The 25,341-nt window shown below is 55.4% G+C and carries 24 protein-coding genes and 1 pseudogene; 10 read left to right on the top strand and 15 right to left on the bottom strand.

Annotated features, from left to right (window positions below):
- Positions 1–226: 226 nt before the first annotated feature.
- The gene (locus tag AC6I8N_RS22525) at positions 227–1,138 is read right to left on the bottom strand and encodes a LysR family transcriptional regulator (RefSeq protein ID WP_208726296.1); all 912 of its coding nucleotides are present in this window, start codon (positions 1,136–1,138) and stop codon (positions 227–229) included.
- Between the two features lie 135 nt (positions 1,139–1,273).
- Here AC6I8N_RS22525 and AC6I8N_RS22520 point away from each other — a divergent pair, with 135 nt between their 5' ends.
- From AC6I8N_RS22520 to AC6I8N_RS22505, 4 genes are all read left to right on the top strand, one after another.
- A complete protein-coding gene (locus tag AC6I8N_RS22520; protein ID WP_415174352.1) occupies positions 1,274–2,275 on the top strand; it encodes a zinc-binding alcohol dehydrogenase family protein in 1,002 nt (333 codons plus the stop codon).
- 86 nt (positions 2,276–2,361) lie between these two features.
- On the top strand, positions 2,362–3,015 hold the full coding sequence (nfsB, locus tag AC6I8N_RS22515; RefSeq protein WP_415174351.1) for an oxygen-insensitive NAD(P)H nitroreductase: 654 nt from the start codon (positions 2,362–2,364) through the stop codon (positions 3,013–3,015).
- 187 nt (positions 3,016–3,202) lie between these two features.
- Complete coding sequence (locus tag AC6I8N_RS22510; protein ID WP_497830828.1) at positions 3,203–3,973, top strand: ABC transporter substrate-binding protein; 771 nt, start codon at positions 3,203–3,205, stop codon at positions 3,971–3,973.
- A 72-nt stretch (positions 3,974–4,045) separates the two neighbouring features.
- Positions 4,046–5,122 carry a DUF2817 domain-containing protein gene (locus tag AC6I8N_RS22505; protein ID WP_497830827.1) on the top strand — a complete coding sequence of 359 codons (1,077 nt, stop codon included), beginning with the start codon at positions 4,046–4,048 and terminating at the stop codon, positions 5,120–5,122.
- A gap of 97 nt (positions 5,123–5,219) precedes the next feature.
- Here AC6I8N_RS22505 and AC6I8N_RS22500 read toward each other — a convergent pair whose 3' ends face one another.
- Positions 5,220–5,993, bottom strand: a complete 774-nt coding sequence (locus AC6I8N_RS22500) for a HalD/BesD family halogenase (RefSeq protein WP_415174347.1) — start codon at positions 5,991–5,993, stop codon at positions 5,220–5,222.
- A gap of 99 nt (positions 5,994–6,092) precedes the next feature.
- Between AC6I8N_RS22500 and AC6I8N_RS22495 the strand changes: the two genes are divergently transcribed.
- Positions 6,093–7,004 carry a LysR substrate-binding domain-containing protein gene (locus tag AC6I8N_RS22495; protein ID WP_497830826.1) on the top strand — a complete coding sequence of 304 codons (912 nt, stop codon included), beginning with the start codon at positions 6,093–6,095 and terminating at the stop codon, positions 7,002–7,004.
- Between the two features lie 22 nt (positions 7,005–7,026).
- Here AC6I8N_RS22495 and AC6I8N_RS22490 read toward each other — a convergent pair.
- The 6 genes and pseudogenes from AC6I8N_RS22490 to AC6I8N_RS22465 form a co-directional block, all read right to left on the bottom strand.
- Positions 7,027–7,095 (bottom strand): annotated as a pseudogene (locus AC6I8N_RS22490) (hypothetical protein); the annotation flags it as partial.
- 11 nt (positions 7,096–7,106) lie between these two features.
- Positions 7,107–7,994: an arginase family protein gene (locus AC6I8N_RS22485; RefSeq protein ID WP_497830825.1), complete on the bottom strand. Its 888-nt coding sequence runs from the start codon at positions 7,992–7,994 to the stop codon at positions 7,107–7,109.
- A gap of 17 nt (positions 7,995–8,011) precedes the next feature.
- The gene (locus AC6I8N_RS22480) at positions 8,012–8,704 is read right to left on the bottom strand and encodes an ABC transporter permease (protein WP_497830824.1); all 693 of its coding nucleotides are present in this window, start codon (positions 8,702–8,704) and stop codon (positions 8,012–8,014) included.
- Entirely contained in the window at positions 8,701–9,390 is a 690-nt protein-coding gene (locus AC6I8N_RS22475) for an ABC transporter permease (protein ID WP_497830823.1), read from the bottom strand. The genes AC6I8N_RS22480 and AC6I8N_RS22475 overlap by 4 nt, the downstream gene beginning before the upstream one ends.
- A 5-nt stretch (positions 9,391–9,395) precedes the next feature.
- Positions 9,396–10,163: a transporter substrate-binding domain-containing protein gene (locus AC6I8N_RS22470; RefSeq protein ID WP_497830822.1), complete on the bottom strand. Its 768-nt coding sequence runs from the start codon at positions 10,161–10,163 to the stop codon at positions 9,396–9,398.
- A gap of 58 nt (positions 10,164–10,221) precedes the next feature.
- Positions 10,222–10,821: a helix-turn-helix domain-containing protein gene (locus AC6I8N_RS22465; protein ID WP_208726318.1), complete on the bottom strand. Its 600-nt coding sequence runs from the start codon at positions 10,819–10,821 to the stop codon at positions 10,222–10,224.
- A gap of 314 nt (positions 10,822–11,135) precedes the next feature.
- Between AC6I8N_RS22465 and AC6I8N_RS22460 the strand changes: the two genes are divergently transcribed.
- Together AC6I8N_RS22460 and AC6I8N_RS22455 are read left to right on the top strand one after the other, a co-directional pair.
- Complete coding sequence (locus AC6I8N_RS22460) at positions 11,136–12,005, top strand: helix-turn-helix domain-containing protein (RefSeq protein WP_497830821.1); 870 nt, start codon at positions 11,136–11,138, stop codon at positions 12,003–12,005.
- Positions 12,006–12,044: 39 nt separating this feature from the next.
- Positions 12,045–12,452 (top strand): DUF2000 domain-containing protein, encoded by a 408-nt coding sequence (locus AC6I8N_RS22455; RefSeq protein ID WP_208726322.1) that lies wholly within the window; start codon positions 12,045–12,047, stop codon positions 12,450–12,452.
- A 99-nt stretch (positions 12,453–12,551) separates the two neighbouring features.
- Here AC6I8N_RS22455 and AC6I8N_RS22450 read toward each other — a convergent pair whose 3' ends face one another.
- Together AC6I8N_RS22450 and AC6I8N_RS22445 are read right to left on the bottom strand one after the other, a co-directional pair.
- Positions 12,552–13,907 (bottom strand): amidase, encoded by a 1,356-nt coding sequence (locus AC6I8N_RS22450; protein ID WP_497830820.1) that lies wholly within the window; start codon positions 13,905–13,907, stop codon positions 12,552–12,554.
- On the bottom strand, positions 13,894–14,745 hold the full coding sequence (locus AC6I8N_RS22445) for an MBL fold metallo-hydrolase (protein ID WP_497830819.1): 852 nt from the start codon (positions 14,743–14,745) through the stop codon (positions 13,894–13,896). Before AC6I8N_RS22445 ends, AC6I8N_RS22450 begins: the two co-directional genes overlap by 14 nt.
- 70 nt (positions 14,746–14,815) lie before the next feature.
- Here AC6I8N_RS22445 and AC6I8N_RS22440 point away from each other — a divergent pair, with 70 nt between their 5' ends.
- Positions 14,816–15,745, top strand: a complete 930-nt coding sequence (locus tag AC6I8N_RS22440; RefSeq protein ID WP_497830818.1) for a LysR family transcriptional regulator — start codon at positions 14,816–14,818, stop codon at positions 15,743–15,745.
- A 5-nt stretch (positions 15,746–15,750) separates the two neighbouring features.
- On the opposite strand, the gene AC6I8N_RS22435 is transcribed toward AC6I8N_RS22440, so the two are convergent.
- Positions 15,751–16,452: an SDR family NAD(P)-dependent oxidoreductase gene (locus AC6I8N_RS22435; RefSeq protein WP_497830817.1), complete on the bottom strand. Its 702-nt coding sequence runs from the start codon at positions 16,450–16,452 to the stop codon at positions 15,751–15,753.
- Positions 16,453–16,586: 134 nt separating this feature from the next.
- Between AC6I8N_RS22435 and AC6I8N_RS22430 the strand changes: the two genes are divergently transcribed.
- The gene (locus AC6I8N_RS22430; protein ID WP_497830816.1) at positions 16,587–17,501 is read left to right on the top strand and encodes a LysR family transcriptional regulator; all 915 of its coding nucleotides are present in this window, start codon (positions 16,587–16,589) and stop codon (positions 17,499–17,501) included.
- Between the two features lie 77 nt (positions 17,502–17,578).
- Here AC6I8N_RS22430 and AC6I8N_RS22425 read toward each other — a convergent pair whose 3' ends face one another.
- The 4 genes from AC6I8N_RS22425 to AC6I8N_RS22410 all read right to left on the bottom strand — a co-directional run bounded on the left by AC6I8N_RS22425 (position 17,579) and on the right by AC6I8N_RS22410 (position 23,972).
- Positions 17,579–18,616, bottom strand: coding sequence for an ABC transporter ATP-binding protein (locus tag AC6I8N_RS22425; RefSeq protein WP_497830815.1), 1,038 nt, complete (start codon positions 18,614–18,616; stop codon positions 17,579–17,581).
- Between the two features lie 10 nt (positions 18,617–18,626).
- Positions 18,627–20,390, bottom strand: a complete 1,764-nt coding sequence (locus AC6I8N_RS22420; protein WP_208726342.1) for an ABC transporter permease subunit — start codon at positions 20,388–20,390, stop codon at positions 18,627–18,629.
- Positions 20,391–20,434: 44 nt separating this feature from the next.
- Positions 20,435–21,520 (bottom strand): ABC transporter substrate-binding protein, encoded by a 1,086-nt coding sequence (locus AC6I8N_RS22415; protein ID WP_497831170.1) that lies wholly within the window; start codon positions 21,518–21,520, stop codon positions 20,435–20,437.
- 82 nt (positions 21,521–21,602) lie between these two features.
- Positions 21,603–23,972 carry a glycoside hydrolase family 3 C-terminal domain-containing protein gene (locus AC6I8N_RS22410; protein ID WP_497830814.1) on the bottom strand — a complete coding sequence of 790 codons (2,370 nt, stop codon included), beginning with the start codon at positions 23,970–23,972 and terminating at the stop codon, positions 21,603–21,605.
- A 421-nt stretch (positions 23,973–24,393) separates the two neighbouring features.
- On the opposite strand from AC6I8N_RS22410, the gene AC6I8N_RS22405 reads away from it, so the two are divergent.
- Entirely contained in the window at positions 24,394–25,314 is a 921-nt protein-coding gene (locus AC6I8N_RS22405; protein WP_208726348.1) for a LysR substrate-binding domain-containing protein, read from the top strand.
- Positions 25,315–25,341 lie beyond the last annotated feature (27 nt).

Below are 25,341 nucleotides of genomic sequence, written 5' to 3'. Positions count from 1 at the left end.
GTGCAGAAGCTCAGCGTGGCTATAGCGAGAACTGTGCCAGGGTGAGTGATGAGGAATTATATTTTAAATCAATAAATTAAGTTGGCGATTCTGCGCGGGGGCTGTCTCGCTGTGACAGGGTGTAACAGGTGCAACTGTCACAGTGAGACAGGTCAAAACGCGTGATAAATCACGCCGCTACGATGTCGTGCGGGTTGTAGCGGCGCGATTTTTCGCGCAGAAGCCATCAGGCAGCCAATTGCGCGGTCAGCGCGCGCAGATGGGTGCGTAACACCTGATACAAGGCGCGAATCGCCGGGGAGAACTGTTTGCGATGAGGGCAGATCAGATGCAGTGGGGTGCTTTCACCAGGCTGGTGCGGAAGCACCACTTCCAGCCGACCGGCCTGTACATCACCACAAACATCCAGCCAGGATTTATAGGCGATCCCCATTCCTGCCACCGCCCAACGGCGCGCCACGTCAGCGTCATCACATAATAAGCGGCTTTTTACCGTAATCTGACGACGCATGCCTTCCTGAGGAAAGGTCCATTTGTCATACACATGGCCGTTCATGACAAAGAGCAGGCAATGATGGTGGGCAAGATCCTCCAGTTTTTCCGGGCGGCCATGTTGATCGAGCCAGGCGGGGGCGGCCACCAGTACACGACGATTATCCTCCGCCAGCGGCAGCGCGACGTAGCTGCTATCGTCAAGTTTGCCGTAACGGATAGCGATATCGACCGGATCACGGAATACATCACTGATCTGGTCGGAAAGGGACAATCGCACCGACAGGGACGGGTGTTCGCGGCAAAACTGGGTTATCAGCGGCAGCACGATATTGCGGCCGATATCGGACGGTAGCGCGATCTTGAGTTCACCGGACAACGCATCATCCTGGCTTTGCAAACTGTCAGCACCGGCCTGCATCAGTGCCAGCATCTCCTGCGCATAAGGCAGGTATTTCTCTCCTTCCGCCGTCAATCGCAGGCTTCGGGTGGAGCGAGCAAACAGCCGTTTATCCAACTCGCGTTCCAGGCGTTGAATCGCGGCGCTTACCTGGCCAGGCAACAGGTCGGCCTCACGCGCGGCACGGGAAAAACTACCGAGCGCGGCGGAGCGTACAAATAAGGTCACATCTTCCAGTCGAATCATTGCATCATCCCAGCGACAGTGGATTTTCACTCTAAAAGTGAAAGTGTTGCTCTGCAAGTGGCGTTTTTAACCCTGCAAAGGCGGCGTAGGCTACGCGTTATTCGCTAAAACCCTTGAAGAATAAGGAACCTCAGCATGAAAGCCATTGTTTACAGCCAAAACGGTTTACCGATTTCTGATGAAAATGCCCTCTACGATCTCGATGTGGCGAAACCGCAGCCGGGTGCGCGTGACCTGCTGGTGAAAATTAACGCCATTGCCGTTAATCCGGTGGACACCAAGGTGCGTGCCGGTGCGCCAACCGATCAACCCCGCATTCTCGGTTGGGATGCTGTGGGCGTGGTGGAAGCGGTGGGCGAAGCCGTAACCCTGTTCAAACCCGGTGATGAAGTCTTTTATGCCGGTGATATCACTCGGCCCGGCAGTTACGCTGAATATGGCCTGGTGGATGAGCGTATCGCCGGACATAAACCGCAATCGCTGAGCGCCGCTGATGCCGCCGCACTGCCGCTTACCGCCTTGACCGCCTGGGAGTTGTTATTTGATCGCCTGGAAGTGCAGCCGGAAGAACATGCGGCGTTGCTGATTATTGGCGCGGGTGGCGGCGTAGGGTCGATGCTGACGCAACTCGCGGCGAAGCTGACCGGGTTAACGGTGATTGGCACAGCGTCGCGTCCGGAAACGGCAGACTGGGTACGTTCACTCGGCGCACACCATGTTATTGACCACCACAAACCGTTAGCTGAGCAGTTGGCCGCATCAGGCATTGCTGACGTACGCTATGTCGCCAGCCTGACCCATACCGACAGCTACTATCCACAGTTAATTGATGTGCTGGCTCCGCAGGGCAAACTGGCGTTGATTGACGATCCTGAGTCGCTGGACGTGGTGCCGTTGAAGCGTAAAGCCATCTCACTGCACTGGGAATTGATGTTTACCCGCTCGTTGTTCCATACCGCCGATATGCAGCGTCAGCATGATATTTTGCAGCAAGTCAGCGCGTTGATTGACGCAGGAACATTGCAAACCACCGCAGGTGCTCATCATGGCACCATCAATGCTGCCAATCTGCGTAAGGCTCATGCCTTAATCGAAAGCGGCCGAGCACGCGGCAAAATTGTGCTGAGTGGTTTTTAACGTATTGAAACACAATTCGTTAACCGTGGGGTTAGCGAAGCGGATAGGGTAGTGCCATCTCAACTGTGACTGTTCTGGAGAAGACTATGACGCTGAATGATGCCGTGGCGCGTCGCCATACGGTGAAAGCCTTTGCTGCGGGTAAAAACCTGCCGGACGCTGAGATCGAAACCCTGTTGAACGTGCTGCGCAACAGCCCGTCATCAGTCAATTCTCAGCCCTGGCACTTTGTGGTGGCTGCCACGGCGCAAGGGCGCGAGCAGATTGCTCAGTCGACCCAGGGGGCGTTCGTCTATAACGGCCCCAAAGTGCTGAATGCTTCGCACGTCATCGCGCTGTGCATGCGCACCGACCTTGATGACGCGCATCTGCAAAATGTGCTGGCACAGGAAGAGAAGGATGGTCGCTTTCTGAAACCGGAGGCGAAGGCCGGGCAGGATAAAAGCCGTCGTGGCTATGTAGATATCCATCGCTATGAACAACGTGATATCCCGCAATGGATGGAAAAACAGGTTTACCTGGCACTGGGCGGCCTGCTGCTGGGTGCGGCGATGCTAGGTATTGATGCCACGCCAATGGAGGGTTTTGACCAGCGTGCGCTTGATCAGGCGCTGGGACTGCGTGAAAAAGGGCTGACCAGCGTGGTGCTGGTGTCACTGGGCTATCGCAGTGATGAAGACTTCAACGCGGCGTTACCGAAATCCCGCCTGCCGCGTGACGAGATTTTTACCTTTATTTGATGATGGCAGCCATCCGTTTTATACGCCGGTTAAGCAAAACTTAACGGCGTATAAAATCGGGCTAACTATCTAACAAATATAAGATTTTGCTCTGAGTAAATCGCCGTAATTCGCTGGTGGCAACAGGAACGTCATGTTATTAAATTTGCATGTCGTGCTGAAAACCACCTGCATTTCGGAGCTTACAATGAAAAAGAGCCTGTCCATTGCTTTACTGCTTTCGCTCACCGCTTTTACCCACTTTGCTGAGGCGCAGCAAACGTTACGACTGGGTGTTGATCCCACATTCCCGCCATTTGAATCGAAAGCCGCCGATGGCTCATTACAGGGGTTTGATATTGACCTCGGAAACGCCATTTGTGCTCAGGCAAAGGTGAAATGCCAGTGGGTAGAAATGGGTTTTGACAGCAGCATCCCGGCGCTCCAGGCAAAAAAATTCGATGCGATCCTGTCCGCGATGGCGATGACGGATAAGCGCCGTCAGCAGGTTGCATTTACCGATATGCTTTACACCACACCGAGCGCGTTGCTGGCACCTGCCGCCAGCAAACTGACTACCGATGTTGCCAGTTTGCGTGGCAAAACCATCGGCGTGGCGCAGGGGACTATTCAGGAAACTTGGGCTAAAACCAAATGGGCACCGGAGGGAGTTAACGTGGTCTCTTATCCTAACCAAATGGAGGTCTACCCGGATCTGATCGCCGGTCGACTGGATGGTACCCTGAGTGATGCGGTTTCTGTCGAGCAGGGTTTTCTCACTAAACCGGAAGGCAAGGATTACGTCATTAAGGGCACCCTGACCGACAAGAAGATTTTTGGTGATGGCGTTGGCATTGCATTACGCAAAGGGGATGAGGCCAATCTGAAGATGATTAACGCGGCATTGGCGGAAATACATAAAAACGGCACCTTCGACCAACTCACGAAGAAGTACTTCAAATTTAAAGTCTATCCCTGATTATCCATGTGACAGATGATCGTGGCGATGCGATTTATCGCGCCGCTACGATCCGCAGGAACCCATAAAACCATGTTACTACCGCAATATTTACCCCAGCGTACCCGCTTCCTGGCCGCCGCCGAACGCACAGGAACGATTATCTCATCCTACGCCCATCCACTGCCAGGCCCACAAGGTGAAAACCTCTATACCGATGTGGCGCTAATCGGTCCGGCATCGGCTTCGCGACTGATGCTGGTGGTTTCCGGCACTCATGGCGTGGAAGGTTATTACGGCTCGGATTGCCAAATTGCCTGGCTGGAGGCGTTGGACGCCAATGCATTACCGGCAGACAGCGCCGTGCTGATGGTCCATCTGCTCAACCCGTGGGGGGCCGCGCATCTGCGCCGGGTCAATGAAGACAATATCGATCTCAACCGTAACTTTGTTGACTTCAACCAACCGCTACCGGCCAATCCGGGCTACGCGCAGTGGCACGATATCTACCACGGCGACCGCACCCGCGCCGACCAGCAACTGACGACGGCGCTGGCGCATGACGGCTGGCAGGGGGTGAAACGCGTGGTGGAAGCGGGGCAATACGTTGCCGATGACGGTTTCTTTTTTGGCGGCTATCAGCCGAGCTGGTCTTATCGCACCATGCAGACGATCATCGCGCAGCATTTGTCACGGGCCACCACCATCCTCAGTTTTGATTTGCATACGGGGGCAGGGACGTGGGGACATCCGATGCTGCTGTCGATCGCCGAACAACATTATCCGGCCCACGACTGGGGCAAAGATATCTACGGTGAGTGGCTGACGTTGTTGTTTACCGGTGCCGGGCGAGAGAGCGCAACCGGTGTGACCGCAACGGCTACCGGGTATCTGTCGCAATTTCTGCTGACCTCATTGCCGGATACCACCATTCTACCGCTGGTGGTGGAGTGCGGTACCTATGCCGGAGAAGAGATGCATCAGCGGGTGCGGGAGGATCACTGGCTGCATCTGTATGGTGATCCTGCCAGCGCTGCGGGCCAGGTGATTAAGCAGGCGCTGGTGGAAGGCTTCTGGCCAGCGGATGCAGACTGGCGCGCGCTGGTGGCGTTTCGTACTCAGCAGATTTTTCTGCGAGGCTGGCGTGCGCTGAATACATCATTATCATGATGATTTCCCCGTAGCGGCGCGATTTATCGCGCAATTCTGCGCACGATGCAGGAAAAAGCCGCGCGATATATCGCGCCGCTACGCAAGGGTTATCGGTTTATAACCGTCCGTAAAACGTCATACGCGCGGTTTCCGACAAGGCAATCCCTGGGGCGGTGTTATAAGCCAGCACCGCCAACATACGCGTCACTTCACCTTCGGTTGGCGTGACACGATGCAGTGAATTGCGACCACGGAACAGCACCAGATCGCCAGCGTCAATCGCCAGCGCATCCACCGGTTGACGTTGATCCAGCACGGCGGCAACGCCGTCATAGTTCATCTCACCGGCATCGGCATCGCGCAGATCTTTCACGTACTGGAACACGCCGCCCGCCAGCGGTTTCTGCACCAGCAGCGTGATGGCAAACGACGAATTATCGAAGTGCCAGCCTAACTCCTGGCCGTGTGGTGCGTAGTGCAGGTTGATGGATGACAGCGGATCGGCATAAGGATAGAGCGCCGCTTCGCCCAATACATCGCATAAAAACGACTGGAACAGCGCATCATTGTAAAGCAGACGCAGGGGGGAATCTGCCTTAATGGCATCATCGGTGATACAGCCTTTGGTACTGATGACATCACGATTGCGGGGATGATCGGCACTCAATGCCTCATCAGGCTTCATCAGATAGACGTTATGTTTGCTGACGGTATGGTAAGCCAGATGGCGCTGGGCGTTACCTTCCTCAATGATCGCCTGTAGAGCGGCGGGCTGTAAAAATTGACGTAACACCAGCGCACCTTGCTGGTTGAGCTGCGTGCGACAGCGTTCACGCCAGTTGTGATCGGCCAGCGGATGCAGGTCCAGACGTACCAGAGACTCAGACATAGTAACAATTCTCATCATTAGCAGGTGTAATGCTACTCTAGCTGCGGCCTGCATAGCTGTGTAACGATAAATACTTAATACCCTGATAAGGAAGCCTTAATGCCTGCACAATCGCCGCGTTTGCCGAAAATCAGCGTCATCCAGTCATTTAAAGTGGCGGCCGAATTAGGCAGCCTGGCAAAAGCGGCTGCGCAGTTGGCGTTAACCCCGGCGGCGGTCAGCCAGCAGATTCGCCAACTGGAAGAACAGTTGGGCAGTGCGCTGTTTCTGCGTACACAAAGTGGGGTGATGCTGACCGACACCGGCAAAGAGTATTTGCGCTATGTCACGGAAGCTTTTGATATCTTGCATCTCGGTCAGCAAAACATTCGCCATGCTGCTGTTGCCCCCAGACTGACGGTTTATGCGTTGCCAGCCCTGGCATCGAAATGGTTATTACCGCACCTGGCTGACTGGCGCGCCCACTGCCCGGATATCGATCTCTCGCTCCACGGCACCCACGCGCAAGTGGATTTCACCGCCATACCTGCCGATTTTGTCATTTGTTTTGGTGAAGACCGTTATCCGCAATTGGATAAGCAATGGCTGTTTCATGACGAGGTACTGCCCGTCGCCAGCCCGGCGCTCTTGCAGCATTATGCCACGGCTGACATCTTCAGCCACGCGCCGTTGATCCATCTCGACTGGGGCAATGAGGGGCGTTTTCTGCCGGACTGGCGTAGCTGGTTTCAGGCAAAAGGCAGGATAGAACCGACACCACAACCGGCGTTTAGCTTTAACCTGACCTCGCTGGCGATTGATGCCGCAGTGGCTGGTGCCGGATTGCTACTGGGACAGCGTCGCCTGATCGCCGCTGAACTGGCTCGCGGCGAACTGGTGGTGATTGACGAACTGAGTCTGCCTCTCAGTAAACCGTACTTCCTCGCCTGGCCGCAGCGCACCCTGAGCCAACCCGGGAGCGAAGCCATGATTGGCTGGTTGCGTGAGTTGGGGGCGACGGCCAGTCAGTGATCTTTGGCGCGAAAATTTCCGCCAGCATACAACGCGCACCCCCGCCACCGTGTTGCTCAATCACCGCAATCGGGGCGCGTACGATGTGCGCGCAGGGCGCTGCTAAGGGTTCTGGCTGCCGTACACCGCGAAGGTAAAGGCCAGATACGCGGCCAGCGTGGAGGTCATATCACCGACATCTTTGGTTGGATTGACTTCCGTAATCGCCATCGCCGCACAATGGGGAGCTAACATACTCACCATCTGCAATGCCTGATCCGAGGTAATACCGCCCGGTTCGTGCGCACCTGCGCCTGGCGCATAAGCCGGATCGACCGAATCAATATCGAAGGAAAGGAAAATATGATCGGCGTTTTTCACCCGTTCCAACGCACGTCGTACCGTCTCTTCCGGGCCGATTTTCAGCACTTCGCGGGCGCTGAGGTGGATCAGGTCGTTGTCGTGTTTAAATTTGCCGGAAGCCGGGAAGTTGAAATGCCGTTCACACAGTTGAATACAATCGGTGGGGGCGATGCGTTCCAGCTCCAGTGAACGGCGCATACCGCTCGACTGGCTGTGGCGACCTTGCATGTCGCTCTCGTCCATCAGATCGAGATGCGCATCAAAATGGATAATGCCGATACGGCCCGGCAGCGCATCATGCACACCCTGCGCCACCGGGAACAGCAGGCTATCGTCGCCGCCGATCATAATGGGAACCCGGCCAGCCGCAATGGACGCCATTACGGACGCGCGTGTCGCGGCAAAGGTTTTCAGGGTATCGCTGGGCACCACCGCCACATCCCCGCGATCCACCAGCAATTGCTCGCCCACCGTCATTTCACTGTCCGTTTCCAGACAATACACTTTTCCCTGCTGAATACGCATATTGATCCAGCGTGCGCACTCGCGCACTTTGGCCGGTGCATAACGTGATCCCGGCCAGCCTAATGTGGCTTCTCCGTCAAAAGGGATACCCCACAAATCAAATTGTCGTGTGTTTGTTGTCATATTTTCCTCGATCCAGATTAACTACGCTTACCGTTGAGATAACCTGCGTAGCGTTTTTCAAAATAGCGGAATGCCATTACCAGAATCAGTGTCAGCACCAGATAAATTGCTCCAGCGGTGACATAGGGTTCAAACTGAATGTAATAATTCAGGCTGATATTACGCGCCACTCCAGTCACCTCCATTAATGTCACCGTGCTCGCCAGCGAGGTGGCGTGCAACATCATGATGGTTTCATTGCCATATAAGGAAAGTGAACGGCTTAACATCGCCGGAAATAATATTCTTCGCGCCAGTGTCGGGTAACTCATGCCGAACGCTTTAGCTGCTTCAATTTCCCCCGCCGGCAAGTGACGCAAACCGCCTGCGAATATTTCCGTAGTATAGGCGGCAGTATTAAGGACAAACGCCAGTAATACACAAACCAGTGGGCTGGAGAGCCACGGCCAGAGAAAACTGGCACGTAATAAATCAAACTGCGCCAGACCGTAATAAATCAAAAACAACTGGATTAATAACGGTGTCCCGCGAAAAGCGGTGGTGTAGAGAAAAATCAGCCAGCGCACAGGACGTGGTGCGCTGTCACGCGCCAGTGCCAGCAGCACCGAAAGGACAAAGGCAATGACCAGCGATACCCCGGTAAGCAGCAGGGTTAGCGCGGTACCGTGCAGGTACATCGCAAGGTTATCGGCAATAATATCCCAGCTCATGGATTACCTCCACGGACCACCAGCGCGTAACGCTGGCTGATACGGTGCAACGCCGCCACTGACAGCAGGGTAACGGCGAGATAAAACCCGGCCGCCAGCAGATAGAAGGTAAAAGGTTTACCGGTGGACTCCGCCGCCCCTTTGGCGCTAAACATGATGTCCTGTAACCCGAGTAACGATGCCAGCGCAGTCGCCTTAACCAGCACCAACCAGTTATTGGTAAAGCCGGGTAAGGCAAGGCGAATTAATTGCGGCAAAATAATCCGCAAGAAAATGGCGCGGTGGGTAAAACCAAATGCCTGAGCGGCTTCAATTTCACCGTGGGGAATATTGGTTAACGCGTAGCGAAATGTTTCCGTCATATAAGCGCCAAAAATAAACCCCAGGGTAATCAGGCAGGCAATAAAAGGGCTGAACTCGATGGAGTAATTCAGCCCGACGCTTTCCAGTCCACTATTTAACAGGGCGGGTACGCTGTAAAAAACCAACAGCATCAGCACTAAATCTGGAATGCCGCGAGCCAGCAGGGTATAAGGCGTGACAATCGCCTTCACCCAGCGAATGCCGGATTGTTTTCCCAGTGCGCCCAGCAGTCCGAGAATGACAGATAATAACAGCGAGGCAAACGCCAGTTGCAGCGAAACCCATCCCGCATTCAGGACCATTAAATAGTAATTACCCGACATTGCCTTTACTCAGCTGAAAAATACTTCTTATTGAGTGCGTCCAGATCGCCATCGGCGCGAACTTTCGCCAGACCCTGATTAATCTTTTCGACCAGCGCGGTGTTTTTCTTATTCATGGCAATCCCGACCCCTTCGCCAAATTCCGGTGCATCTTTACCTGTCAGGCGAGGGCCAACCAGTTGGTAATCTTTACCGTCATCTTTTTTCAGGAAACTATAAATAATCTGCGCTTCGTAACTCATAAAAATATCCGCCCGACCGGCGGTTAAATCGAGGTAGGGTGCGCTGCCGCCGTCATAACGTTTGATGGTGCTGCCTGGATAATGTTTGGTGACGTAAGTATCCATCGGCGTGCCAGTCTGGACGGCGATGACTTTGCCTTTCAATGCTTCCGGGCTGGTGTCGGTGACGGCGCCTTTTTTCGCGACAAAGCGGAACACCGGATGATCGTAAATATCGCTGAAGGCCATCACCCGCCGGCGAGCATCGGTAACGGTCAACTGCGAGATCAGCGCGTCGTATTTGTTGTTCATCAGGCCGGGGATCATGCCGTCCCACGGGGCGCTGATGACATTGCAATCCAGCGCCGCCGCTTTGCAGATGGCGTGCATCAGGTCGACGTCATAACCCACCAGTTTGCCGCTGGCATCGATCGATTCAAACGGCGGGAAGGTGGCATCGGTGGCGATGGTAATCTTGCCGGGCGCGGCATATAACGACCCGGCCAGGCCCGCAGCAGCGAGGGCCAGCATCAATTTTGCTATTTTCATCATTATTCCTCTGGTGTGGTGGAAACGCGGATTAAAAAACAATGACAGACACAGGCACGCCTTAATTTCCCGACGGTGGCGGCACGATGACCCAAATGGCGGTGCACATTTGGTCAGGGGAAATGTTGTGCCAGGTATGGGGCAGTGACGGTTTAAAGGTGAGGGTGTCGCCTTTTGCCAGCAGGTAGCGCTGCTCCTCCACCACAATCTCCAGTTCGCCGCTCAGCACATGCACCATATCGGCGGCAGCGTTGAGGGTGTAAGGCTCCTCCCCGGAACCCCCTTGTGGATCGATCTCGGAGTACAGCACCATCATGTCGTCGTTGACGCCGCCGCTGATCAGATATTCGCGCATCTTTTCGCCCCCGAGGCTGATGGGCGTGCCTTTCCCGGCGGGCACGAAGCTGGTTGCGGGAGGATCGAACAGTTTGGCTGGGGTAATTCCGACCACTTCGCACACTTTAAGCAGGGTGGCGATGGATGCCTGGGTGACGTTGCGTTCCAGGCGGCTGATGAAGGACTTACTGACCCCGACTTTTTCTGCCACTTCCTCAATGCGCATTCCGCGCGCTTTACGCACCGCGCGCAGGCGTATCCCGACATTGAAGTCTGCGCTATTATTTGCTTCCTGACCGTGATTATCCGCTTCGTCGTGTGACATATCCTGAACCTGAGTTGCGTATTTGGTAACTTTTTACCTTAAGCAAGGCGCATGCCAGAGGCGGGTTATTCAATGAATCCTGTGGTGATTAATCAGTAGTCAATTGATCTTGCGAACTAATATTCTTTTTTCTGCTTTTCTCGCGCCGCGAACGTTTCACCGCAAAAAGTTACCTGACAGGTAACAAGATCTTTTTTGTGCACCTTCTGCACTAAAAGATGGCACAGCCCCAGCCACCGGACTGTTAGGGTTTTGGCTGCTTACGCCCCCCTGATATAGTGTCATCCTCATCGCCACACCTTTCAGGAGTCGTTATGCCAGCCAGAAATATCAACGCCAGCAACCGCGACTGGGTTGATTTTCGCCGTGATGACGAAACCGGTATCGAAAGTGTGAATGCGCATTTCTGCGGGCACGCTTACGATCCGCACGATCATGACGAGTTGCTGGTTGGCGTGACACAACAGGGGCTGCAACGCTTCAATTGCCACCGCGCGCTTCACACCAGCACGCCAGGCCGCTCGATCCTGATTGAGCCGGGTGCGGTGCATGATGGTCATGCGCCGGATACCGCAGGCTTCACCTATGTGATGCTTTATCTACCCCAGACATGGGTGGCGGAGATGATGCAGCAACGTGGTCTTGGCAATATCGCCAACATCGAAGCTGCATTCCGCTCAACCCTTAATGATGATGCGCTCCTCGCCAGTGCCATTCAGCAGGCGTGGTATACCGTACATCACGCGGAAGGGCGGTTGGCGCGCGACCAGGCGCTGGATCATCTGCTGACGATGTTGTCCCGTCATCTTGATCCGCGCCCTGGTCAGCCGCGTTCGGCTGCGCTGGCGTCCATGCAGTTACTCCGCGACTATCTGCACGATTTTATGGCCGAGGATATTGGGTTAGCGGACCTGTCTCGCTTGTCAGGCATTGATCGATTCCGTCTGACACGCCAGTTCAAACAGGCTTTCGGGCAGTCTCCCCATGCGTATCTGGTGCGCCTGCGTCTGCGCAGCGCCCGTAATTTGTTGGCGCAGGGCATAGAGCCCGCCACGGTGGCGTTGCAGGTAGGTTTTTCTGACCAGAGCCATCTTGGTCGCTGGTTCCAGCGAGCCTATCGCATGACACCTGCCTCTTATCAGCGTCAGTGCACAAACGTTCTAGATCGCCTGCCGCAAACTTGACGATGATAGGGCTTTGACCCTAACGGAGAGTTGTTGCAGATGTTTGATACTAAAATCGCCCTGATCGTGCGTGATGATTTGGCAACCTGGCAGCGGTTAAATGTGGTGGCGTTTCTGGCGACCGGCATTGCCTCTGCGGCACCTGAGATGATGGGTGAGCCGTATGTGGATGCGCACGGGCGACCCTACGGCAACATGGCCGGGCAGCCGATGCTAATATTTGCCGGGGACTTGCCGGGTTTACAGCGCGCCCATCGTCAGGGGCTGGAGCGTGAATTAACGATTATCCCCTATGTCCACGCCATGTTTTCCACCGGCCATGATGCGGCAAACCGCGAAGTGTTTTTGGCGCAGGACGCGGATAATCTGGACCTGGTGGGCATTGCCTTACGCGGGCCAAAAAAAGCCGTCGATAAAGCGATAAAGGGCTTATCGTTGCATAAATAATTGGGCCACACGATTTACTTAACAGGAAAATAACCCATACGCCTTTGAGCTATGGGTCTTATTGCTTGTTATTAAAGGTCATATCTTGTCGATGTTAAGCTATCGACCGATGGCCGCCATCTGCTCAGCCGCCTGCAACAACAGATCCTCGCGACCGCGTAATGCCAGCAACTCCATACCAATCGGCAATCCCTGGGCGGTGAAACCGACCGGGATGCTGATGGCAGGCGCACCGGTGACCGCCGCGACCAGTGCGTTGCTGCCCGGCTGTAATTCGCCATGTCTGACCGGCGGATGCTTCACTACCGGGTAAGCCAACAGATTGATTTTAAGCTGGTTAAATAGCTGAACAAGGGTTTGATATAAGGTGCGCTGGCGCAGTTGCTGGATGGCGTAGCTGTCACTGGCTTTACCGGGATGGTTAGCGCGTGCGGTGAACACCGCTTCCAGTTGTGGATGATGACGGCCAGATGCCACCACCTCGGCCAGTGTGCGGCTCTCGGCCTGCGGTTTGTCGGCCAGCCACTCCGCCAGTGCTTCGGCAAATTCCCACGGGATGATGCTGGCTTCAGCAGCCAGGGTTTCAAGCTGTGGAAAGGCGATCGTCTGCTGATTACCCGTTTCCCCAACCAACGCCGTCACGGCAGTGTACACCGCCTGATTAATCGCTGCTTCCTCCGGGGCAAAACCCTCCTGCCACACACCGATGCGCAATGGCTCCTCAGGAGGCGGGAGCGTCTGTCCACTGAGGATCTCACTGACAAGGCGCAAGTCGGCAGGATGGCGCACCAACGCGCCAGGGATATCCTGGCTGGGCGACAGCGGCACAATACCGTCAATGCTGATCGCACCGTGGGTCATGCGCAGACCATAAAGATGATTGAAAGCTGCGGGAATGCGCACGGAACCCGCGGTGTCGGTGCCAATCGCCAGTGGAACATAACCTGCCGCCACGGCCACCGCGGAACCGCTACTGGATCCTCCCGGTGAATGTCCCGCCAGCCAGGCGTTATCGGTAAAACCACTGAGTGATGATGCGCCGGTAATGCCCGCCGCCAACTCGTGCATCGCCGTTTTGCCGAGTAGAACCGCGCCCTCTGCGCGCAGCGCCGTGACTAACGGCGCATCCTGTTCAGCTATAACGTGGCGCAGCAGCACCGACCCGGCGCTGGTGGGCCAACCCTGCACCGCAATGTTGTCCTTGATGAGCAGCGGGATGCCTTCCAGTCTGCGTGGGGCTTCCCCGCGACGGCGGCGTGCGTCACTTTCAGTCGCCGCTGCCAGCGCCTGGTCGGCAAACAGCCAGGTGATGGCGTTGTAGCGCGGGCCATTTTGGTCGGCTTCGGCAATGCGCCGCAACGCGAATTCCGTAAGCTCACGGGCCGTCGTGGCCCCCTGTTGTAATGCATCGGTCAAGTCGCTTAGCGACGCACGAAGATACTCAGCGTATTGCATCCGGTTCAGCCTCCAGCGGCATCCAGTGGGGCAGCTCAGGGGCAGCAGAAATCACCCTGCCGCATGAGCTGGCGGAAAAATGCGAACTGAACCAGATTGCCTGATGTTGCAGGCACCAGTCTATCGCCAGTTGCCTTGAACGCACGGCGAGCGCTTTATTCTCGCAAAACACCGAGTTCCACCGGGGAAACTGGAATTGCAGAGGATGGTGCATCACATCACCGGAAAAAAATGCCTGTTGGCCGCGGCTGGAGAGCAGCAGCGAAGCATGATCAATGCTGTGTCCGGGGGTTGGCAGATATCGCAGCACGCCAGCAAATAACGGCGAACCATCCACCGCCACTGTCTCAAGCTGGCCGCTGTTGATCAGCGGTAAAATGCTGTCGAGATACAACGCCTGCATGGCGGGATTTTCTTCACATCGCGCCAGTTCAGCAGCGGAGCAGATATAACGCGCGTTGGGAAACATCGGCTGCCAGCGGCCATCCCGCCAATGGGTATTCCAGCCGACATGGTCGGTATGAATATGCGTCATCAGCACCAGGGTCACGGCATGCGGATCAACCCCCGCCCGTGCCAGACGTTGGGCATAGTCGGTTTGCAGCTGATGAAACAGCGGCTTATGGTCGCGATCGCGCTGATTACCGGTCGCGGTATCAATAATGATGATGTCCTTGCCGGTCCTCACCACCCAACTGTGGATCGACAACGTCGCCAACTGCGTCGCCAGGCCAACGGGCATCTGCGCAAGATGATCCGGGTACAGCACGGCGAACGGCAGCGTAGCGGTTTGTTCAGTGACTTTTTCTATCAGGCAATCGCCCACTTGAATCTTCATTTATGCCTCCCGGCTAACCTGTATTGCCACTATACTCAGGCGAATATCATTATTTAAATCGATTATAATCATGGAAATCATCAACGAAAATGATTTAAGTCGCGTCGATCTTAACCTGTTGGTGGTGCTGCTGGTGATGTATGAAGCGCGCAGCGTGACAGGGGCGGCGCAGCGTTTATATCTCGGGCAGCCCGCGCTGAGTGCGGCATTGAAAAGGTTGCGTGCGATGTTTGGCGATCCGTTGTTTGTCCGTTCCTCACAGGGGATGATACCGACCCCGCGCGCCGAACAGCTGGTACAACAATTTGCGCCCTTGTTGCAGGGGATGCATCGTGCGATTTTCAGCAAGCCCGCCTTCAACCCGCGTCATGATCGCTACAGTTTTCGTCTGGCTATGAGCGACTGGATTGAGCAGTGGTTGATGCCGGATTTACTGGCTGAATTGCTGGTGGATGCGCCGCAGGTGGATATCACCGTTCTGACTGCCGATCCCTGGCAGGTCACGCCCTTGATGGAGAAGCAACAGGCCGATGTGGCGGTGACGGTCGGCAACCCGGTCAGCCGCGATATGACGCGCGCAGAGATTGGCAGCGCCGGATTCAGCACCCTGTGGGATAGCCAGCAAATTGCCCTGACTGCTGCGCTGACGCTGGCAGAGTTTGTCCGGTACGAGCATGTGCTGGTGTCATATCGCGGCGCAAATGAAAGCGCGCTGGATGAGCAGCTCCAGCAGCAGGGTGTTGCCCGCCGTGTGCGTTACGTCACGCCGCATTTTTCCGCATTGCCGCTGATGCTGAAGCGTTTACCGTTGTTTGCTACCGTGCCGCAGGGGCTGGTGAGCAACTGGTGCGAGCGTTTTGGCCTGCGTGCGGCCCCGGTACCGGTTGCAATGCCCGATTATCAATTGTCCCTGTTATGGCATAACGCGCGCCACGACGATGACGCGAATCGCTGGATGCGAGACAAGCTGCATCAGCTATTGCTGCGCAAACTGTTATAGCGTGGTTACCACGGCACCACGCGACCCAGATAGTCGAGATAATGCAACCCGGTGCGACCTTGCCAGGCTTCCATCGTGTTCAGCAGGTTAGGGATACTTTCGTCAATACTCAGCCGGGCTTCCGGGCCGCCCATATCGGTACGTACCCAGCCGGGAGCCATCAGCAATAAGGTGCGTCCATCGTCCTGATGACGTGCGGCAAAACTGCGCATCAGCATATTCAGGGCGGCTTTGCTGCCACGATACACTTCATAGTTGCCATTAGTGTTATTGGTCAGGCTGCCCTGGCCGGATGACATCACCGCGATGGTACCGGAGGGGGTGACGTTATCTTTAAAGGCTTCGATCACCCGTAACGGGCTGAGCGCATTGGTCACCATCACGCGAATAAATTCGTCGGTGCTGACATCAGCAATGGTTTCGCCATCGTTGTTTTTCACCCCGGCGTTCACAAACAGCATGTCGAACTCACACCCCAGCAGACGTTGATGCAGTGCCGAAACCTGTTCCGGTTCGGTGATATCGACGCGTTCCACACGCAACGTTGTCGGATAGCGCGTGGCCAACGCCTCCAGCCGCGCCGTTGAATGTTGACGTCCGGTTGCCACCACCTGATAGCCGCGCTGCAACATGGTTTCGGCAAGGGCATAACCCAGCCCGCGCGATGCGCCAATCAGCAATACGCTTGGGGTTGATGATGTGGTCATAGAAATCTCCTGTGATGAGGTGTGCGTCAGTCAGTGTAGCGCTGCGGCATAGCAGGCGGAACACGCAGGTTATGCATTAATTACCTGCATCAAACGCCTTGTTTCATGACCGGCAATCAGCGAGGATGGAGGGCATGAATGAACCCGATCTGAATCTCCTGCTCGCGCTCGATGCGCTGCTGGCGGAAGGCAGCGTTATCGGTGCTGCCCGCCGTCTTGGCTTAAGTGAATCTGCCATGAGTCGCACGCTGGGCCGTCTGCGTATCACCACCGGTGATGCGCTACTGGTACGCGCCGGGCGTCAGATGGTTTTGACCCCTTACGCAGAGGCGATCCGGCAGCGTACGCAGCAGAGTCTGGCTGAGGCGCGAGCCTTGCTGCAACCGGCGGAAACCGTGCTGGATCTCGCCAGGCTGGAGCGACAGTTTGTGTTGCGCACCAACGAAGGGTTTGTCGAAGCGTTTGGTGGCATCCTGATTGGGGCGGTCGCGCAGCTTGCGCCTGGGGTTCGGCTGGATTTCGTCGCCAAACCAGAGAAAAGTTCCCGCGATCTGCGCGAAGGCCGCATTGATCTGGAAATTGGCGTGCTGGGGAATATGGGGCCGGAAATTCGTATGCAGGCGCTGTTTCGCGACCGTTTTATCGGCGTGGTACGGCAAGGACATCCGCTGACCCAGCAGGTGACACTAAGCCAGCTGGCCGCCTTCGGACATATTGTTGCCTCACGACGCGGCGAACTGGGCGGGCCGGTACATGACGCGTTAGTGGCAGCGGGTTACACGCGCCAAATTGCCGCCGTGGTGCCCGCGTTTTCCTCGGCAGTGGCCATCGCCCAACACTCAGATTTGGTGGCGCTGGTGCCGCATTCGTTGTTTCTCCATCATCCGTTGATTAAAAACAATCCGATGCTGGCAAGTTTTGCATTGCCGTTCAGTACCCCGGAAATGACGGTGGCGCAGTTCTGGCATCCACGGCTGGACAATGACGCGGCTCACCGCTGGTTAAGAGGGCGCGTACACGACCTGATCTCAACATGTTGCAACACGTAGCGGCGCGATTTATCGCGCTATCCTGTGCGCGGCACAAGAAAAATACGCGCGATAAATCGCACCGCTACCGGGGGAATTTACGCTGATAACACCCGGCTGTTCGCCACATCCCAGTTCAGCGATACGCTGTCACCAATGGCCCCGGCAGACACGCCGCTGCTGCGCACAATAAAACGTGCACCGTTTGCAAGTGTCACCACCACACGGGTTTCTGAACCGGCATAGATACGCTCGCTGATTTTGCCATGCAACAACGCCTGGTCGGCGGAGCAGAGCTGAATATGCTCCGGACGGATTACCAGTGCAGCATTGCCACTGGCCGCCATCCCAGGCAGCGCAAAGGCTCCCTGCGGTGTTACCAGGCTGCCATTTTGCACTTCTCCCTGCAAAATATTCGACAGACCAATAAATTCGGCGACAAAGGTCGAATTCGGCTGTTGATAAATGGCTTCCGGTGTATCTATCTGGGCGATTTTCCCTTCGTTCATCAGGCAGATGCGATCCGATAACGCCAGCGCCTCTTCCTGATCGTGGGTGACGAAAATAATGGTCGCGCCGGATTCACGGTGAATGCGCTTAATTTCCATCTGCATGGTTTCACGCAGTTTACGGTCCAGCGCACCGAGCGGCTCATCCATCAGGATCACGCTCGGTTGATACACCAGACAACGGGCCAAAGCGACACGCTGCTGCTGCCCACCGGACAGCGCACGCGGAAAGCGTTTGGCGGCATGACCGAGTTCGACCATCTCCAGTGCCGCTTTAACTTTGCGCGCAATCTCTGCCGCAGGCATCCGCCGCATGCGCAGAGGAAAGCCGACGTTCTCTTCCAGCGTCAGATGCGGAAACAACGCGTAGTTCTGAAACACCACGCCAATATCACGCTGGTGGACGGGTGTCCATGTCTCGTCGCGACCATCGATTAACAACCGCCCGGCGGTAGGCTCCGTCAGACCGCTGATGATTTGCAGCAGGGTGGTTTTACCGGAACCGGATGGCCCAAGCAGGGTCAGCAATTCCCCGCTGTGTACCGCAAGATCAAGGTTTTGTAACACCGTGGTCTGGCCATAGGCTTTGCCGATCTGTTCAGCCTGTACTTTGGTGGTTGTGGACATATTTTTCTCCTTACAAGGCTTCGGCTTTACGGCGCGAGCGTTCAGCAACAATAAACAACAACGTCACCACGGTGAGAATCAACACCGATGCGGCAGCCAGCGTGGGGGTGACCGACAGCAACACGTCATCCCACATCTGTTTCGGCAGCGTTTGTTTCACGCCACCCCCGACGAACAGCGCCACCGTCAACTCTTCAAACGAGTTAAGGAAGCCAAAGATAAACGCCGCCACCATGCTGCTTTTGATCAGCGGTAGGGTGATGCTCCAGATTACCCGCAGCCGGTTGGCCCCGAGCGTGCCCGCGGCCTGATCAAGTCGCCAGTCGTAATGTTTGAAGGTGGTGAGGATGATGATAAACACCACCGGAATCGCCATCACGGTATGGCCGAGAATGATGCCCAGATCCGACCCCACCAGCCCGAGCGTGGCAAATAAGTAAAACAGCGCCACGGCAGTCACGATATTCGGCACAATCATCGGCAACAGGAAGGTCATCACGACCAGGCTGCCGCTCTTGCCCTGATGACGCGCCAGACCAAAGGCGGCGGTGGTGGCAATCATCACCGCCAGCACACCGGTCACCAGCGCGATGCCAAAGGAGCGTGCGGTTGCGCCCATCCAGATCGGGGATGACAGATAGGTTTCCATCCAGCGAAGCGAAAAGCCGGGTGGGGGGAATTGCAGGAAACTGGAGCTGCTGAACGCCATCGGTAAAAACGACACCACCGGCAACACCAGTACGGCAATCACCAGCGCGCTAAATAACGTCAGCAGCCAGCCGAAGCGAGGTTTGCCCGGTAGCCGGTGCAGCAAGGTCGCGACGCCATCAAACAGTCGTGCCACTACCGCAACCAACGCAAAGCCCAGGGCACGGATCCGCGGGCTACTGGCGTGGCCTTCGCCACCGGCGATCGACGACATACCAAACAACTTGTCGTAGCAAAAACACACCAGCAACGTCACCACCAGCAGCATCATGGCGATAGCACCCGCCAGCCGCCAGTTAAGCAACTGCTGAACCTGAGTAATTAACAGTTGTCCGATCACCGAATCCTGCGGGCTACCCAGCAGCGCTGGAGTAATAAAGAAGCCGAGTGAACCAATAAAAATCAGCAGACAAGCCGCGACTAACCCCGGCATCGACAGGGGAAAGAAGATGCGCCAGAACGCATTCACGCGTGATGCCCCCAGCGTATGCGCGGCAGGCAGCAGACGACTGTCAACGTTGGTCATGGTCGGGAGCATGGTTATGATCGCCAGTGGCAGCATGCTATGCACCATCGCGAACACCACCACGCCGCGCGTATACAACACGTTGAGCGGTTGGTCGGCACCCAGACCCATCAGGATCTCGGACAAAATGCCACGGCGCGACAGCAGCACCATCCAGGCGAAGTTTTTAAGCAACGCGCTGGTCCAGAACGGCAGCAGGATCAGCCACATCAGACGGCGGCGGGTATTTTCACTGCGTTGCGCCAGCCAGTAAGCCACCGGATAGCCAATCAGAAGGCAAGCCAGGGTGGTCTGCAAGGCAATGACGAAGGTGTTCAACGTCACTTTGACGTAAATACCTGCGCCAAACATCTGGCTCCAGACATCCAGTGAGAACTGACCATCGCTATTCTGAAAACTCAGCAACATCAATTTGAGCGTTGGCCAGGCGAGAAAGATGGCCAGAAACAGCAGGCCAGGCGCGGTGAGCCACAATGGATGCAACCTTGGGCGCTGGCGACGGGCGTTATTTTTCGCCGCAGGTGTAGCAAATTCAGTCAAGAATAATTCCTCCAGGGTAAGAGGGCGCAAGGCCCTCTACCGGATCAACTCATTACCCATTTCTCGAAGCGTTCAGTCAGCGCGACCTGATGTTCACCCCAATAATCAGCACCAATCAGTTGCAGCTGTTTGATGTGATCTGGCGCGGTCGGTAACAGCGCAGCTTTCTTTTTATCAATAAACTCATAGGCTTTGATGTTGGTCGGGCCGCAAGCCAGGTCGTTGGTGTAGAGTGACTGGCGTTTGGCGTCCATGCAGAACTGAATAAACTGGCGTGCAGCGTCCAGTTTCGGGCTTCCGTGTGGGATGGTAAAGCCGTCGATATTGTACAGTCCCTGATCCCAGGCAATGGCGGCGGGGGCGCCACCGTCGATGGCGGTTTGTGCGCGAGTGCTCCAGATGCTTAGCATATCCAGCTCGCCGCTCTGCAACAGTTGGGTTGCCTGCGCACCGCCGGTCCACCAGATATCGATGCTCTTGCGGATTTTATCGAGGCTGCGGAAGGCACGATCAACATCCAGCGGATAAAGCTGTTTCGGATCGACACCGTCTGCCATCAGCGCCACTTCCAGCGTACAGATCGGGCTGCGCCACAGGCCGCGACGACCTTTGAATTTTTCGGCGTTCCAGAAATCAACCCAGTTCTGCGGGCCATTGTTGCTGGCAAAGGTATCCGTGCGGTAGCCGAGCGCCAGCGCGAAGATGCTGACGCCGCCAAATTGTTTGGTGATGGAACCCGGCACATAGTCCTGCGGATTGCTCACCGTCACATTGATATCTTCCAGATAAGGTTTTGGCTCTTTATTGAGACGCACCAGATGTTCCGGATTAAGCAGTGCCACATCAAACAGATAATTTTTGGTATCGACCATCATCTGGAACTGCGGCACCGGATCGGGGCCGAGCACGGTATTGATGATTTTGATACCGGTGGCTTCCTCGAACGGTTGGTAAAATGCCTTGCTGAAGCCGGTGCCGTAAGCACCGCCCACGTCGGCCACCGTCAGGGTTTTCACCTCAGCAGCTCGCGCCGGACGGGTGATGATCATCGGTGCCAGCGATGCGACGGCCGCGGCCCCCAGACCCAGTTTCAGCGCGTCACGCCGGGTGTACTGACCTTTCTCTGTCATCTTTTTCATTAGTACCCTCTGCATAGCTTGTTGTTATGTTTATTGCCCGCGCCAGGCGGGCCTTTTTCCTGGTGCTGACCGGTTATTCCTGTTCTGCCTGAAGCATTGCCTCGTTCACTTGTGCGACCAGCGCATCCATCGCTGCTGCATCAAAACGCTGACGGAAGCGGCGATCAAAGGTGGTGAACAGACCAAAGAAAGAGTTGGCGCAATGCTCCAGCATCCTCTCGGCATCCGGCTCAGAGATGCTGAGTTGCTGTTGTAAAAAGCGATTGAAGTAGCTTCGCGCCAACGGGTTTTCCAGTATGAATACGGGCTGGGTATCGCGGGCAATCAGACGGTAGCGTGCCACCTTGTTCAGTGCGGTGACATTGGCCTGCAACGGCAGGTCGCGCGAATGTGGACCGACGCACAACTGCATCGCACCTTCTTCCAGAATCCACTGCTGACGGGCGGTGTCGTAGTAGCGCAAATCATCCACCGGGACGGTAAGGCTGATGCGGCGCGACTCACCGGGTTGCAGCTCCACTTTGCTGAAGGCTCGCAGCTCCTGCAACGGACGTTTCTGACGTGAGTGCAGGTAACGGCTGTAAAGCTGGCACACTTCTTTGCCGCTGCGTTCGCCGGTGTTGGTTAAGGTAAAACTTACCGTGACGTTGTCACCGGTTTTGAGGTTGTCGCGATCAACCACGATATCGCTGTAAGCGAAGCAGGTGTAGCTCAGACCGAAACCGAACGGGAACAACGGCACAATACGGCGTACGTCATACCAGCGATAGCCAACAAAAACCCCTTCGCTATACAGATGACGACCATTCTCTCCCGGATAGCTGTGCCAGCCAGGAATGTCTTCAATCTGCTGCGGGAAAGTTACGGTCAGTTTGCCGCTGGGATTGACCACGCCAAACAGCACATCAGCCAACCCGCCGCCCATCGCCTGACCGGCGTAGAAGGTTTCCACCACGGCGGCAACCTCGTTTAGCCACGGCATCACCACCGCGTCCGGGTTCGCCAGCACCACAATCACCTTGTTATTAACCGCCGCGAGAGCGCTGATTAAGGCATCCTGGCCGGCCTGTAAGTTAAGGGTGCGCCGATCGGATCCTTCACCGTCATAACCATCTTCGCTGTTGGCAAACACGATAACGCGATCGGCCTCGCGTGCTGCCGAACAGGCTTCATCACGCAGTGCAACGGCCTGTTGTTGATCCAGTGAATCGCCCTGGCACCAGCTCAATGTCACGCCACCCGCAGCAAGCTTTTCCATTTCATCCCACGGGATATCAACCCGAGTAGGTAGCGTGGTGGCACAGCCCGACCCCTGAATCACCGGGGTTTTGGCACCGCTGCCGACCACCAGCAGACGCTCACCGCTGCGGCCATCGAGCGGCAACGCCTGGTTGTCGTTTTTCAGCAGCACGATGGATTCTGCCACCATGCGACGCGCAAGCAGATGGTGCTCCGCGTGATCAACCTGGGTTGCACGTTGTTCGCTGTGCAGCGCGCGGTGCACCATCTCCAGCACGCGCACGGCTGAGGTTTCGGCCTCGGCACGCGGTACGCGCTGTTCTTCAATGGCGGCCACCAGGGCGGCTTTACGCGTTTCGCTCTCTGGCATATCGAGGTCGTTCCCCGCCAGCAGGGATTGGGGGCGATCTTTCACGCCGTGCCAGTCAGCCACTACCACACCCTTAAAGCCCCACTCATGACGCAATACATCGGTCAGCAACCAGCGATGTTCGGCGGTCTGGATACCATTCAGGCGGTTATACGAACTCATCACCGTCCAGGGTTGCGCTTGTTTAATCGCACGTTCAAAACCCCGCAGGTAGATTTCGCGCAGCGCACGTTCATCGACCACCGAGTCCATGCTGGTGCGTTCAATTTCGGAGTTGTTACAGGCGAAGTGTTTCAGCGAAGCACCGACACCGCGCTGTTGCAGGCCATTGATCACGCCGCTGGCGATTTCACCGGAGATCAGCGGATCTTCCGAATAGTATTCATAGCTACGGCCACCCAGCGGAGTACGACGGATGTTAATACCAGGACCCAGTAACAGGTGGACGCCCATCTGCTGGCACTCTTTACCCAAGGCATCACCCAGTGTCTGGGCCAGTGCGCTATCCCAGCTACAGGCGAAGCTGGAACCATTGGGAAAGCAGGTAGCGGGTTTCATGGTGCCCCACGCCACTTCAACATCTTTGGCGCGCTGGTTGACGACGTTGAGAAAACCGGCGAAGTCCTGGCCGCCTTTCTCGTCCTGATCAATCTGTTGGATCGAATAGCGCACGCCGTAGGTACCATCCGTCATCACCATGCGTGGGATGCCCAGTCGTTCATTGGCTTCTGTTTTCCACATCCCGTGTCCACTGAGAATATCGCCCAACTCTGCCGGGGTCATGGCGTGGACCAGAGAGATAAAGTCTCCATTTTCGAACCGTTCTGAACGCATAGTGTTATTCCAAAGTTAGAGGAGGGTGACTGCCTGTTATCAAATTGTCAGACACTATGGCGGCAGGCTAAGGCATGAGGCAATTATTAAATTTGTGGCCTTTAAATTGAAAAAAACTATTTAGTCGCTGGCGGGAAGTGAAGCCGATGAAATAGCGGAAAAGCATAACTGGTCTGCACTATCCAGGAGCGTTAAGCGCTTTAATCTGGCGCAGGATGCTAAATAATGGTGCGGTCGGCTGCATTAATTTTCCCCCAGGCTCGTTACTGAACAAATTATCCCTGACCTCCCAGGTTGTTAAGCTAACCAATGATTGCTGCGCAGATCGCATTTTTATGGCATGGAGTTTGCTTTATATACCCTGGATAGTTTAAATCTATTCAGCACCTGCATCAGTAAATATTATTTAAATGGTTTTGATATGACGCATTTCACGCTTAAGCAACTCAAATACTTTGTCACCGTGGTGGAAACCGAAAGTATCGCCGAGGCCTCACGGCAGTTACATATCGCCCAGCCTTCGATTTCGGTTGCGATTAAAAATCTCGAAGATGCCTTTGAACAACAGCTATTTATTCGCCACCATGCCCAGGGGGTTTCCCTCACTTCCAGTGGCCGACGTTTTTACGATAAGGCGAAGGAGTTGTTGCGGTTATCCTATGAATTTGAACAAAGTTCGCGCGCAGAAAATGAATTAGTGAGCGGAACCATCGCCGTTGGCTGTTTTGAGTCCGCCGCACCGTTATACATGCCGAAATTGATCGCCGGTTTCAAAAAACTCTACCCTGAGATCAATATTCAGCTCTATGACGGTGAACAACATGAGTTGATGCATGGTCTGCATCGCGGTCGCTTTGACATGGCCTTTCTGTATGATCTGGATCTGGATAATGTGATTAAAAAAGAACCCCTTAACGCCCCGCATAAGCCCTATGCGTTGCTGCCTGCGGCACATCCGCTGGCGCAGAAAAGTGCGGTAACGTTACAGGAACTGGCGCGTGAACCCATGATTTTGCTGGATGCCGTCCCCAGTAAAAATTACTTCATTAATATTTTTAAAGAGAATGGCTATCATCCTGAAGTCGCCTACAGTTCGCCTTCCATCGAAATGGTACGCTGCATGGTGGGGCAAGGATTGGGTTTTTCAGTACTGGTAACACGTCCCTGTTCTGATATTACTTACGACGGGGAACGGTTGGTACAACTGGATATTATTGATGAAATGGCCGATTCAACGCTGATTATGGCGTATCTGCAAAATAATGAACCGACACGACCCACGCGTTTATTTATGGACTATTGCCGGAGTGTGGAGTTAACTCCAGTAAGCCATGCGCATTAATAACGTGTTTATACCCGGCTGGCTGAT

The organism is Pantoea sp. X-Soil-TKNS-1279, from assembly GCF_059730565.1.
The sequence above is the reverse complement of the archived record's forward strand: the minus strand, read 5'-3'. Positions and strand labels throughout refer to the sequence as shown.

Excerpts from the sequence above, each read along its gene's own strand:
- AC6I8N_RS22450 (WP_497830820.1), bottom strand. The coding sequence starts at position 13,907 with ATGCAATACGCTGAGTATCTTCGTGCGTCGCTAAGCGACTTGACCGAT.
- AC6I8N_RS22415 (WP_497831170.1), bottom strand. The coding sequence starts at position 21,520 with ATGACAGAGAAAGGTCAGTACACCCGGCGTGACGCGCTGAAACTGGGT.
- AC6I8N_RS22470 (WP_497830822.1), bottom strand. The coding sequence starts at position 10,163 with ATGATGAAAATAGCAAAATTGATGCTGGCCCTCGCTGCTGCGGGCCTG.
- AC6I8N_RS22505 (WP_497830827.1), top strand. The coding sequence starts at position 4,046 with ATGTTACTACCGCAATATTTACCCCAGCGTACCCGCTTCCTGGCCGCC.
- AC6I8N_RS22455 (WP_208726322.1), top strand. The coding sequence starts at position 12,045 with ATGTTTGATACTAAAATCGCCCTGATCGTGCGTGATGATTTGGCAACC.
- AC6I8N_RS22510 (WP_497830828.1), top strand. The coding sequence starts at position 3,203 with ATGAAAAAGAGCCTGTCCATTGCTTTACTGCTTTCGCTCACCGCTTTT.
- nfsB (WP_415174351.1), top strand. The coding sequence starts at position 2,362 with ATGACGCTGAATGATGCCGTGGCGCGTCGCCATACGGTGAAAGCCTTT.
- AC6I8N_RS22465 (WP_208726318.1), bottom strand. The coding sequence starts at position 10,821 with ATGTCACACGACGAAGCGGATAATCACGGTCAGGAAGCAAATAATAGC.
- AC6I8N_RS22500 (WP_415174347.1), bottom strand. The coding sequence starts at position 5,993 with ATGTCTGAGTCTCTGGTACGTCTGGACCTGCATCCGCTGGCCGATCAC.
- AC6I8N_RS22485 (WP_497830825.1), bottom strand. The coding sequence starts at position 7,994 with ATGACAACAAACACACGACAATTTGATTTGTGGGGTATCCCTTTTGAC.
- AC6I8N_RS22445 (WP_497830819.1), bottom strand. The coding sequence starts at position 14,745 with ATGAAGATTCAAGTGGGCGATTGCCTGATAGAAAAAGTCACTGAACAA.
- AC6I8N_RS22475 (WP_497830823.1), bottom strand. The coding sequence starts at position 9,390 with ATGTCGGGTAATTACTATTTAATGGTCCTGAATGCGGGATGGGTTTCG.
- AC6I8N_RS22495 (WP_497830826.1), top strand. The coding sequence starts at position 6,093 with ATGCCTGCACAATCGCCGCGTTTGCCGAAAATCAGCGTCATCCAGTCA.
- AC6I8N_RS22460 (WP_497830821.1), top strand. The coding sequence starts at position 11,136 with ATGCCAGCCAGAAATATCAACGCCAGCAACCGCGACTGGGTTGATTTT.
- AC6I8N_RS22520 (WP_415174352.1), top strand. The coding sequence starts at position 1,274 with ATGAAAGCCATTGTTTACAGCCAAAACGGTTTACCGATTTCTGATGAA.
- AC6I8N_RS22410 (WP_497830814.1), bottom strand. The coding sequence starts at position 23,972 with ATGCGTTCAGAACGGTTCGAAAATGGAGACTTTATCTCTCTGGTCCAC.
- AC6I8N_RS22440 (WP_497830818.1), top strand. The coding sequence starts at position 14,816 with ATGGAAATCATCAACGAAAATGATTTAAGTCGCGTCGATCTTAACCTG.
- AC6I8N_RS22525 (WP_208726296.1), bottom strand. The coding sequence starts at position 1,138 with ATGATTCGACTGGAAGATGTGACCTTATTTGTACGCTCCGCCGCGCTC.
- AC6I8N_RS22425 (WP_497830815.1), bottom strand. The coding sequence starts at position 18,616 with ATGTCCACAACCACCAAAGTACAGGCTGAACAGATCGGCAAAGCCTAT.
- AC6I8N_RS22435 (WP_497830817.1), bottom strand. The coding sequence starts at position 16,452 with ATGACCACATCATCAACCCCAAGCGTATTGCTGATTGGCGCATCGCGC.
- AC6I8N_RS22405 (WP_208726348.1), top strand. The coding sequence starts at position 24,394 with ATGACGCATTTCACGCTTAAGCAACTCAAATACTTTGTCACCGTGGTG.
- AC6I8N_RS22430 (WP_497830816.1), top strand. The coding sequence starts at position 16,587 with ATGAATGAACCCGATCTGAATCTCCTGCTCGCGCTCGATGCGCTGCTG.
- AC6I8N_RS22480 (WP_497830824.1), bottom strand. The coding sequence starts at position 8,704 with ATGAGCTGGGATATTATTGCCGATAACCTTGCGATGTACCTGCACGGT.